Raw genomic sequence first — 10,630 nt, forward strand, 5'->3', positions numbered from 1 at the left:
CTACTTTCGTGAACTCTTCCGCTTCTCGAAAGCTGTCGGCAGATCGGGCCACGGGGCGTCGGCAGGGCGCAGTTCGGTGCCGGTAGCGCGCGCCGCGGCGAATGCGAGAACGCCCGCCACCGCGGATGCGTTGACGATCTCGCCCGACAGCGCCCGACGGACGGCCTCGTCCATCGGCACGTAGGAAAGCTCGATGTCGGCTTCCTCGTCGTGAGCCTCGGGCCGATCGACCTCTGTCAGGCCCTGAGCGAGGAAGATCCGCACGGCCTCGTCGGTGAACCCGGGCGAGGCCAGTACATCGACCAGAACCGACCACGTCCGAGCGGCGAGCCCGGTTTCCTCGGCGAGCTCACGCTGAGCCGCCAGCACGGGCCGCTCCCCCGGCTCGTCCAGCAGACCGGCAGGCAACTCCCACAGTCGACGACCGACGGGATGACGGTACTGCTCGATCATCACCACACGATCCTGATCGTCGACGGCCAGAATTCCGACCGCGCCGTGATGCTCGATCACCTCACGCTCGGCCTGACGACCGTTCGGCATCGCGACCTGATCGAGCCGAAGCGCAAGGATCTCTCCGGAATACGGCACGGACGAGTCGAGGGTGGTGAACTCGTGCCGGGGCTCGCTCATCCGACGGTCTCGGCTGCGTCCGATTCCTCTGCCGCCACGGTGTCACCGTGAATGTCGACCGGCAGACGCTCGGCAGCCTTGTACTTGAGCGCGGCGTTGATCAACGACGCGAACAGCGGATGCGGACGAGTCGGCCGGCTCTTGAGTTCCGGATGCGCCTGCGTGGCGACGAAGAACGGGTGAACCGACGCGGGCAGTTCGACGAACTCCACCAGGTGACCGTCCGGTGAAGTACCGCTGAACACCAAGCCGCTCTTGGCAATTCGATCCCGGTAGTCGTTGTTGACCTCGTAGCGATGACGGTGACGCTCCGAGACGTTCTCGGTGCCGTACGACGCCGCGACAACCGAGCCCTTCTGCAGAGTGGCCGGGTAGGCACCGAGGCGCATCGTGCCGCCGAGATCGGCGTCACCGGCGACGGCGTCTTCCTGATCGGCCATCGTGGAGATCACCGGATCCTTGGTGTCCGGATCGAACTCGGCGGAATTGGCATCGGTCAGACCGACCGAACGAGCCGCCTCGATGACCACACACTGCAATCCGAGGCACAACCCCAGCAACGGAATCTTGCGGGTACGTGCGAACTCGATGGCCCCGAGCTTGCCCTCGATGCCGCGGATACCGAAACCACCGGGAATGAGCACGGCATCGACATCGCCCAACGCGGCCTGCGCCCCCGCAGGCGTCGAGCACTCGTCGGATGGAACCCACTTGATCTCGACCTTCGCGCGATGGGCGAATCCACCGGCACGCAGCGCCTCGGTGACCGAGAGGTACGCGTCGGGCAGGTCCACGTACTTGCCGACCAAGCCGACGCGCACGGTTTCGCGCGGCTGGTGGACGCGCTCGAGCAGTCCACCCCAGATGGTCCAGTCCACATCGCGGAACGGGAGACCGAGCTGACGGACGACGTACGCGTCCAGGCCTTCCTTGTGCAGCACCTTGGGAATGTCGTAGATCGACGGCGCGTCGGGCGTGGAGATGCAGCCGTCGACGTCGACGTCGCACATGAGCGCGATCTTGTTCTTGAGCCCCGGCGGCACGTCGCGATCGCAACGCAGGATCAACGCGTCGGGCTGGATACCGATGCTGCGCAGTGCTGCGACGGAGTGCTGAGTGGGCTTGGTCTTGAGTTCACCGGACGGAGCCAGGAAAGGAACCAACGACACGTGCAGGAAGAACACGTTGTTACGGCCGACGTCGTGGCGCACCTGACGCGCTGCTTCGAGGAACGGCTGCGACTCGATATCGCCGACGGTGCCGCCGATTTCGGTGATCACGACGTCCGGCTGGTGACCCTGCAGGTCCGGGCCGTTCATGGCGAGAATGCGACGCTTGATCTCGTCGGTGATGTGCGGGATGACCTGAACGGTGTCGCCCAGGTATTCACCGCGGCGTTCCTTGGCGATGACCGTCGAGTACACCTGGCCGGTGGTGACATTGGCGAAACCGGACAGATCACGGTCTAGGAATCGCTCGTAGTGGCCGACGTCGAGATCGGTCTCGGAGCCGTCCTCGGTGACGAAGACCTCACCGTGCTGGAACGGATTCATCGTGCCGGGATCGACATTGAGGTACGGATCGAGCTTCTGCATGGTCACGCGCAGTCCGCGTGCGGTCAGTAGCTGGCCGAGGCTGGATGCCGTCAGGCCTTTTCCGAGTGAGGACGCGACGCCCCCACTGACGAAAATGTGCTTGGTGTCGGAACGCGACTGAAGGCGTGACAATGAGGCTCCCGTGACGAGTCTGCAGGGCTTGCTCCTATCAGGGGGCTGATAAGAGAGGTGAAGCGTGGAAATTGGGCCTGCTACCCACGGGACTTCACGGTAACACCAGTACCTACCTCACCGCCAACGACACGCGCGTTCCGACGACGATCAGCTCGCCGGCGCTCCGACGGTCACGGCGTTCGCGTTGGCTCCGGTGCCGTAGCGGCCCGACGCCCCGTCCAGCTGCTCCGCCAAGGCGAGAACAGTGGTGATCCGTCCTGCTTCACGGTCGACGTTGTCGACCGTGCTGAGAGCGGACGACAGCGCCGAATCGGCGCGCACCACAGCGATGGAACCGTTGCCCTCTGCAGCGCCGGACCGGCCGGCCAGTACCGCGCCAGCACCACGCGAGTCGAGAGCGCCCGCGAACCGCGCGACGATGGCACCGCGATTGCCGTCCTCCACGTCCGAGGTACCGGAACCGGTGACGACCACAGCCAATTGAGCGGGCGCGACGGCACCGTTGTCGTAGGCGATGAAACCGCCGCTACGCAGCGTCTCCAGCGCCAGTGACAGCTCCTCGGGAGTCGACTGTGGCTGAGCCGTCTCGGCGTTGAGCAGCAGCACCGAACCCAGCAGGTCTCCGGCGAGGCTGCCCTGGTCCACGGCGCCGGTGCGCAACTGCACGCCGGCCGGAATGACGTTGGTCAGGCGCGTACGGAGATCGTCCCCGTTCGCCGCGGAGACGAACGAATCGGTCAGCGACACCCGGCCGGTGACGGTGGCACCCGACGCTCCGATCGACCGTGTGACTCCGTCCACGTCGCCGGGGTCGGCATCCGGGGTGGTGATGACCACGACGCTGCGATCGACCAACGTGTCCCGTAGAACCCGGCCCGATACCGCAGCGTCGAAGCCGTCGGCCGAGTTGAGCTGCTCACCGAGCTGATTGTTGGTCGCCTGCAGATCGTCCACCTGAGTTTCGAGACCGGTCTTGTCGTCTCGAAGGCCCGATACCAGTCCGCTCGAGAGCAGACCCGAACCGAGCACGATGCCGATGGCCAGTGCCACGAAGACCGCTGCCAGCGAAATGGCATGTTGGCGAAGCGAAATCACGAAAGCAACCCCTGGAACCACAGGGCGAACCGGTTCCACAGATCGATTGCCCAATCCAACGATTCGCCGCCGATGTTGGACACGGCCAACGCCACGATGACGGCGACGAGCGCCGCCAGAATCAACAAAGCGATCGCACCGCCGGACACACGGCTGCGATACAGCGTCGCCACAGCTTTTGCGTCGACCAGCTTGGCCCCGACCTTCAGACGTGTCATGAATGCGGCCGGGTTGGTGTTGCGTCGACCGCGATCGAAGAACTCGTCCAGGCTGGCCGGGCTACCGACCGACACGATGAGTGAGGCCCCGTGATGATCGGCCAACAGCAGCGCGAGATCGGCAGCAGCACCGGTGGCCGGGAACGTCATGGCACCGATACCGAGATCCTGAATGCGTTCGAGGCCCTGCGCGTGTCCGTCGGAATCTGCCGGAAGCACCACCTCGGCACCGCATTTGAGCGTCTGCGCAGTGACGTCCTCGGGATCACCGACGATGAGATCAGGGCGATGCCCCGCCTTCATCGCGGTGTCGGCACCCGCGCCGACGCCGATGATGACGGGCGAGTACTCCTTGATGAACGGCTTGAGGTTCTTCAGATCCTCGGCGTGCCCGGGACCGTCGGCCACGATCACCACATGACGACCCTTGAGGTCGATGTCGATGTCCGGCACTCCGACGCCGTCGATGAGCAACGGGCTCTCGGTTCGGATGAACTCGATCGTGTTGCCCGAGAACGCTTCCAGATGGTCGACCAGACCCGTCTTGGCCTCGATCATCTTGTCCGAGATCTCGGCTTCGCTCTGCTCGTCACCCTTCGCGAGGCGCCGATCGCCGGTGTAGACACCGCCGTCGTTGAGGCGAATCTTGGTGCCGTCCTTGATCTTCTTGAAGATCTCGGTGCCGGCCGAGTCGATCAAGGTGATCCCGTTGGCCACGATGGCCTCGGGGCCCAGGTTCGGGTAGCGCCCGGAGATCGAGGGCGACGCGTTGACGACCGCGAGCACCCCTGCCTCGACGAGCGCATCGGCGGTCAGGCGGTCCAGGTCGAGCTCGTCGAGCACGACGATGTCACCGGGGCCGACCCGTTTGAGGAGCTTGGCCGTGTTGCGATCGACTCGCGCGATACCGGTGATTCCGGGCAGCGAATCCTGACTACGTGACAGCAGAGCCGGCATCTTCATGGGAACCATGATGACCCGATCGACACGCCCGACGACGGAGGCGCGCCGAAACAACTACCACACTGATCACATCAGCACCAAAAGTTACAACGCGGCTCGATCCGCATTTGCGGTGGCCAGCAGCTCCTCGGCATGCGCGCGACCGGTCTCCGTGTCGTCCAGACCCGCGAGCATTCTCGCGAGCTCGACGACGCGTTCCGACGAAGACAGCGTCCGAACCCCACTGTTCGCCGCGCCCTTCTTCGCATCGGTCTTGTCGACCACCAGGTGTGTATCGGCGAATGCTGCAACCTGCGGCAAGTGGGTGACCACGATGACCTGGTGCGTGCGTGCCAACCGGCCGAGTCGACGCCCGACCTCGACGGCCGCGCGACCACCCACTCCGGCGTCGACCTCGTCGAAGACCATCGTCGCGCCCTTGTCCGAGCCCGCCAGCACCACTTCGAGTGCCAACATCACCCGCGACAGCTCACCGCCCGACGCACTCTTGCTGATCGGAAGAGCCTGGGCACCGTCGTGCGCGGACAGACGAAACTCGACCTCGTCGACGCCGCTGCTACCCGCATGCAGTTCGGTGCCGTCGACGACGATCGGGGCAGTGTCGGACGGCCCGGCGGGAAGTGCGCGAACATCGATCTGCAGCTTGGCTTTTCCCATCGCCAAGCCCGCCAGCTCGACGCTGACCGCCTTCGAGAGCTTCACGGCGGCCTTCGCTCGAGCCGCACTGAGCTTCGACGCAGCCGCCGCGACGTCGATCGCAGCCGCGTCGACCTTGGCGCTCAACTCGGCGAGCGCATCGGCCGAGGTGTCGATGTGCGAGAGTCGCTCGCGGGCGTCTTCCGCCCAGGCGATGACGCCGTCGACATCGGCGGCGTACTTGCGCGTCAACGACTTCAGCTCGGCCTGCCGGTTCAGGATCGTGTCGAGGGCACCCGGATCGGACGGCAGATCCGTCAAGTACGAGGTGAGGTCTGCCCCGATGTCGCCCACGATCGCCATCGCGTCGTTCAGTCGCGGCAGCAGCTCGGTCAGTGCTGCGTCCTCGGCATGTTCGAGGCGAGAGCGAGCCTCGCCCAGCAGGTACAGCGCGGACGCCGTGTCCGACGCCTCCTCGGTACTCCCGACGAGTGCTGCCGAAGCACCTTCCGCGGTCTCACGCAGCGAATCGAGATCGCCCAGCCGACGCACATCCTCGGCCACGGAGCGATCCTCACCCGGCTCCGGTGCCAGAGAGTCGATCTCCTGCAGTCCGAACTGCAGCCGATCGGCTTCCTGCGCCAACTCGCGACTGCGTTCGGTGCGATCGATCAGCTCGTTGCGCGCGTCGAGCCACGTCTTGCGCGCGGTGCGGTACTTCGAAACCAGGGACGCCACCGCATCCCCAGCGAATCTGTCCAGCGCGCCGAGTTGCTGATCGGGACGCAGCAGACGCAGCTGATCGTTCTGACCGTGGACCGTCAGCAACGAGTCGGTGAAGTTCGACAGCACCGATGCGGGGACACTGCGCCCACCGAGGTGCGCACGAGAACGACCGTCCGAGTTGACGGTACGCACGGCGATGATCGAATTGTCCTCGTCCCGTTGACCTCCCGAGGACTCGAGCACCTTGTCGACGTCGTCGATCACCTGCTCCGACGCGGTGTCGGTGCTGAATCGCCCCTCGACCACGGCACGCTGCGCGCCGAGCCGAACCCGGCCTGCGTCGGCGCGGGCACCCGACAACAGGTGCAGACTGGTGACCACCATGGTCTTACCGGCACCCGTTTCGCCGGTGAGTACGGTCAGTCCCTCGTGAAATTGTGCGCTGGCACCGGAAATGACTCCGAGGCTGTCGATCCGAATCTCTTCGAGCATCCCTACCTCGCTCTCCCCCGCCAACCGGTCACGGGCAGTTCGAATTTCTTGACCATGCGATCGGCGAACGGTGCCGAATCGAGTCGAACCCACTTGATCGGTGACGCTCCCCGCACCACCTCGACGCGAGCACCTGCCGGCAGGCTCAATGTGCGCCTGCCGTCGCAGAATACGAATCCTGCGTGTCCGCCGGCATCGATTTCGACCGCGATGATCGACTCGGGGCTGGTGACGAGCGGCCGCGCGAACAACGCGTGTGCGTTGCTCGGAATGACCAATATCGCTTCGAGTTCCGGCCAGACCACAGGCCCACCGGCCGAGAACGCGTAGGCCGTCGAGCCCGTCGGTGTGGAGATGAGGACGCCGTCGCACCCGAATGCGGACACCGGTCGTCCGTCGACTTCGAGTACGACCTCGAGCACTCCGAGCCTCGACCCGTTCTCGATGCTGGCTTCGTTCAATGCCCAGCCACGATCGACCACCTGGTCACCGACGCGAATCGCGATGTCCAACGTCATGCGTTGCTCGATGCGGTAGTCCCCGGCGATGACGCGGGCCAGGGCACCTTCGAGATGGTCGGCTTCGGCCTCGGCCAGGAATCCGACGTGCCCGAGGTTGATGCCGAGCACCGGAATCGAGGCCGCTTGCGCGAGTTCGGCTGCGCGCAGAAAGGTCCCGTCACCGCCGAGCACGAGGACCATCTCGCAGCCGACGGCTGCGTCCGGTCCGAACTCGACGACGTTGAGCTTCATGTCCGCGACGAACACATGGTCGTGTTCCTCCGTATCGGAGGCTTCGATCTTCGACGGCTCGACCTCGTCCACGAGCACGCGAAGGCAGATGCCCGCTTCGTCGAACACCTTGCCCACGCGACGCGCGGTTTCGGCGATGTCCGGTCGACCAGGATGGGCGACGAGAAGAATCTCTCGAGTCGACTCCCGTTCCGGTGCTGCGTGGGACGGAGTCACTGTGGTCCTTCCTCGATCGCGAGCCGGACGAGTTCCGTGATGTCGGCGCGTGGCGAATCCTCGCCTGCACCTGCCCTCAGCCACAAAAAGTACTCGACATTGCCCGACGGCCCCGGCAGTGGGCTTGCCGCTACCGCCTGCACCGTGAGATTCGACGCGACGGCCGCATTGGCCACATCCTCCACGGCCTCGGCTCTCAGCGCGGGATCTCGCACCACACCACCGGAACCCACGCGATCCTTGCCGACCTCGAACTGCGGCTTGACCATCAACACCATGTCGGTACCCGGCTTCGCGCATGCAACGAATGCGGGAAGAACGAGCTTCAACGAGATGAACGACAGATCTGCGACGATCACGTCCACCGGTCCGCCGATCGTCTCGGCGTCGATCGACCGAACGTTGGTGCGGTCGATGACGTGAACTCGGTCGTCGGATTGCAGGCGCCACACCAGCTGCCCGTAACCCACATCGACGGCAACCACTTCACGCACGCCTCGACTGAGTAGAACGTCGGTGAACCCACCGGTGGATGCACCGGCGTCCAGACAACGAGCCTGTTCGACGCTCAAGCCGAGGGGCTCGAATGCGTCCAGAGCGCCCAGCAATTTGTGGGCACCGCGGGAGGCCCACGAGACCTCGTTGTCCTCTTCGGCCACCAGAAGCGGTGTGCCCGGCTCCACCGCGGTCGCGGGCTTCGAGGCCACGGTCCCGGCGATCTTCACCCGGCCTGCGTCGATCAGCTCCGAAGCGTGCTCCCGTGATCGGGCGAGTCCACGACGAACCAGCTCGGCGTCGACACGTGCGCGACGAGCCACGTCAGGTCTTGTCGACGGTGGTCAGGGCGCGCACGAGTACCTCGTGCGCGCGGTCGAGCAGACTCGCGTCGCGCGCAAGGGCGTCGGAGTCCACAGCCTCGGATTCCCCATCGTCCGTCGACTCGATGGTGAGCTGATTCAGCAGCGAGGACACTTCGGTGCGAACAGTGTCCGGATCAGCCGACGACTCATCGCCGGCACCGCTCGGCCGGTGCTGTCCTGGTAGTGGAATAGACGCGCTCATCGCCTCTCACGCTATCGGATGGGTCCGACGAACGCCCGATCGCCGCTCTCCGAACGGTGCTGTCGAATGCTGTGTCAGCACCCGAGCAGGGAACGCAGATCGCCGAGTCGATCTCCCTCGAAGTGAACGTCCGAGAAGGGCGAGCCGGACCAGGCGACGTGCAGTGTGGCGAGCGCACCCTCGAACGCATCCGGCGCACCGTCTCCGCTGTACTGCACCGAGAGCACCTCGTTCTCGATGCCGACCGTCCAACCGGTCTTGCTACCGACGCTCGACGCCGTCTCGTCCTTGTTCAGGACTCCGAGATCGGTCCCGATATGAGTGGGCCGAAGATGCCGAGGAGCTCGCAACAACTCGGCAGCAGTACTGACGCCGGTCAGAACCAGCAGCGACGGAAGGTCGATTTCGTTCGCTCCAGCGATGTCGGTGTCGAGTCTGTCTCCGACGACCAGCGCCGAACGTGCTCCGCTGCGCTCGATGGCGTCGTGCATGATCGGGGCGGCCGGCTTGCCCGCCACGATCGGCTCGATCTCGGTGGCGTTGCGCACCGCTGCGACCATCGAGCCGTTGCCCAGAACGAGTCCTCGCTCGGTCGGCAGGGTGGCATCGATGTTCGTGGCCACCCACAGCGCACCCGCACGAATGGCGAGGACTGCCTCGGCCAGCATCTTCCAGCCTGTATCGACCGAGTGACCCTGCACCACTGCGACCGGATCGTCGTCGGCAGAGCGGACCGGCACCAGTCCTACCTTGGTGATCTCGTTCGCCAATGCGTCGGTGCCGACGACGAGCACGCGGGAACCTTGGTCCAACTTGCCCGCCAACACGCGGGCGCCGGCCTCGGAACTGGTGACGACGAACTCTGCTGTGGTGTCGAACCCGAGACCACGCAGATGTTCGGCAACGTCCTCGGGGGCTCGACTGGCGTTGTTGGTGACGAAGTACTGCTTCTCCGAACCACCCGACAGTGCTTCCACTGCACCGGGAATGGGATCCTTGCCGGCATAGACGGTGCCGTCGAGATCGAGCAGCAGCACATCGTGGACATCACGCAGCACCGTCACTGACCGCCTCCGGACAGCTCCTCGACCCGCTCTTCTGCGTCGGTCTCACCATCGACGTCGGCTGCAGCGGCATTGAGGAACCACTTCACACCCTCGTCGACGCGACCCGCCGCAACCAGCGCATCGGCGTAGACGTAGAAGAGCCGAGCAGCAGCGGTGCCGGAGCGCGACGCGTCGAGATCAGGGGTCTGCAGCGTCACGACGGCCTGGTCGTACTGGTTCAGATCCATTCGGGCACCTGCCACGACGATCCGAAGCTCCGACGCTTCCTCGCCGGTCAACTCGCGAGCCTCGTCGCTGCGACCGAGTTCGATAGCGCGCTCGGGACGTCCGAGTCCGCGCTCGCAGTCGGCCATCACAGCGATGAGGCCCGGTCCGCCTGCCATTCGTCGGGCGGCGCGAAGCTCGGACAGTGCTTCGGCCCACTCACCGGCGTGGTACGCCGCGATACCTGCGGTCTCACGGACCACGGCGATGCGGCCGGCGCGCTGACGAGCCGCGCGCGCGTGCAGCAGCGCCAACTGCGGATCGTCGTCGAGCAGCCTGCTGGTCATCACGAGGTGACGTGCGACAGCAGTTGCGTTGTTCTTGTCCAAGCTCAACAGATCTCGACGCACTGCTGGTTCGAGCTGGCCTGCTTCGACCTCGTCGGGCAGATCCGGCTCATCGGGACGCGGCGGTCGACGGTCGGACGGTGCGCTGTTTCCGCGGCGATCGCCAGAGAACCCACCCTCACCGCCACGCCTGCGGGGCGGACCGTCCGAACGACGCGGGTCTCCGCGGCGGTCCTGAGCACGGGGGTTGCGGTCTCGGGACTCGCTCGGGCGGTTGCCGCCGTCCCCTCGGGAGGGGCGACGATCGTTGTTGTCTTCCGACACGGGCGTCCTTTCGGATTTCGGTACAAACGCAAAAAGGGGACCCACCAAGTGGGTCCCCTTCTTACAACGGGTGTTCGGCGGTGTCCTACTCTCCCACACCCTGTCGAGTGCAGTACCATCGGCGCTGGAGGGCTTAGCTTCCGGGTTCGGAATGGGACCGGGCGT

10 protein-coding genes and 1 rRNA gene are annotated in these 10,630 nt (G+C 65.4%); all 11 read right to left on the reverse strand.

The window, feature by feature from the left end; translation table 11 throughout:
- The gene (locus ABZ677_RS26575; RefSeq protein ID WP_358374827.1) at positions 1–633 is read right to left on the reverse strand and encodes an NUDIX hydrolase; all 633 of its coding nucleotides are present in this window, start codon (positions 631–633) and stop codon (positions 1–3) included.
- The gene (locus ABZ677_RS26580) at positions 630–2,360 is read right to left on the reverse strand and encodes a CTP synthase (protein ID WP_094632045.1); all 1,731 of its coding nucleotides are present in this window, start codon (positions 2,358–2,360) and stop codon (positions 630–632) included. Before ABZ677_RS26580 ends, ABZ677_RS26575 begins: the two co-directional genes overlap by 4 nt.
- Before the next feature lie 150 nt (positions 2,361–2,510).
- On the reverse strand, positions 2,511–3,458 hold the full coding sequence (locus tag ABZ677_RS26585) for a copper transporter (RefSeq protein ID WP_094632063.1): 948 nt from the start codon (positions 3,456–3,458) through the stop codon (positions 2,511–2,513).
- Positions 3,455–4,639: a putative cytokinetic ring protein SteA gene (steA, locus tag ABZ677_RS26590; RefSeq protein WP_037189196.1), complete on the reverse strand. Its 1,185-nt coding sequence runs from the start codon at positions 4,637–4,639 to the stop codon at positions 3,455–3,457. Before steA ends, ABZ677_RS26585 begins: the two co-directional genes overlap by 4 nt.
- Positions 4,640–4,723: 84 nt before the next feature.
- Positions 4,724–6,493 (reverse strand): DNA repair protein RecN, encoded by a 1,770-nt coding sequence (gene recN / locus ABZ677_RS26595; RefSeq protein ID WP_037189938.1) that lies wholly within the window; start codon positions 6,491–6,493, stop codon positions 4,724–4,726.
- A 2-nt stretch (positions 6,494–6,495) separates the two neighbouring features.
- Positions 6,496–7,461, reverse strand: coding sequence for an NAD kinase (locus ABZ677_RS26600; protein WP_358374832.1), 966 nt, complete (start codon positions 7,459–7,461; stop codon positions 6,496–6,498).
- Complete coding sequence (locus tag ABZ677_RS26605) at positions 7,458–8,279, reverse strand: TlyA family RNA methyltransferase (RefSeq protein WP_358374835.1); 822 nt, start codon at positions 8,277–8,279, stop codon at positions 7,458–7,460. Before ABZ677_RS26605 ends, ABZ677_RS26600 begins: the two co-directional genes overlap by 4 nt.
- A 1-nt stretch (position 8,280) precedes the next feature.
- Positions 8,281–8,523 (reverse strand): hypothetical protein, encoded by a 243-nt coding sequence (locus ABZ677_RS26610; RefSeq protein WP_094632051.1) that lies wholly within the window; start codon positions 8,521–8,523, stop codon positions 8,281–8,283.
- A 74-nt stretch (positions 8,524–8,597) separates the two neighbouring features.
- Complete coding sequence (locus tag ABZ677_RS26615) at positions 8,598–9,587, reverse strand: HAD-IIA family hydrolase (RefSeq protein ID WP_358374838.1); 990 nt, start codon at positions 9,585–9,587, stop codon at positions 8,598–8,600.
- Entirely contained in the window at positions 9,584–10,465 is an 882-nt protein-coding gene (locus tag ABZ677_RS26620; protein ID WP_082323568.1) for a hypothetical protein, read from the reverse strand. Before ABZ677_RS26620 ends, ABZ677_RS26615 begins: the two co-directional genes overlap by 4 nt.
- Positions 10,466–10,537: 72 nt before the next feature.
- A 5S ribosomal RNA gene (rrf, locus tag ABZ677_RS26625) occupies positions 10,538–10,630 on the reverse strand; the annotation flags it as partial.

The sequence above is a fragment of the Rhodococcus sp. NPDC006774 genome (assembly GCF_040636045.1).
In the GTDB taxonomy this organism is placed as follows: domain Bacteria; phylum Actinomycetota; class Actinomycetes; order Mycobacteriales; family Mycobacteriaceae; genus Rhodococcoides.

What these genes read in the sequence shown, in the direction of transcription:
- ABZ677_RS26575 (WP_358374827.1), bottom strand. Translation starts at nt 633, where the DNA reads ATGAGCGAGCCCCGGCACGAGTTCACCACCCTCGACTCGTCCGTGCCG.
- steA (WP_037189196.1), bottom strand. Translation starts at nt 4,639, where the DNA reads ATGAAGATGCCGGCTCTGCTGTCACGTAGTCAGGATTCGCTGCCCGGA.
- recN (WP_037189938.1), bottom strand. Translation starts at nt 6,493, where the DNA reads ATGCTCGAAGAGATTCGGATCGACAGCCTCGGAGTCATTTCCGGTGCC.
- ABZ677_RS26610 (WP_094632051.1), bottom strand. Translation starts at nt 8,523, where the DNA reads ATGAGCGCGTCTATTCCACTACCAGGACAGCACCGGCCGAGCGGTGCC.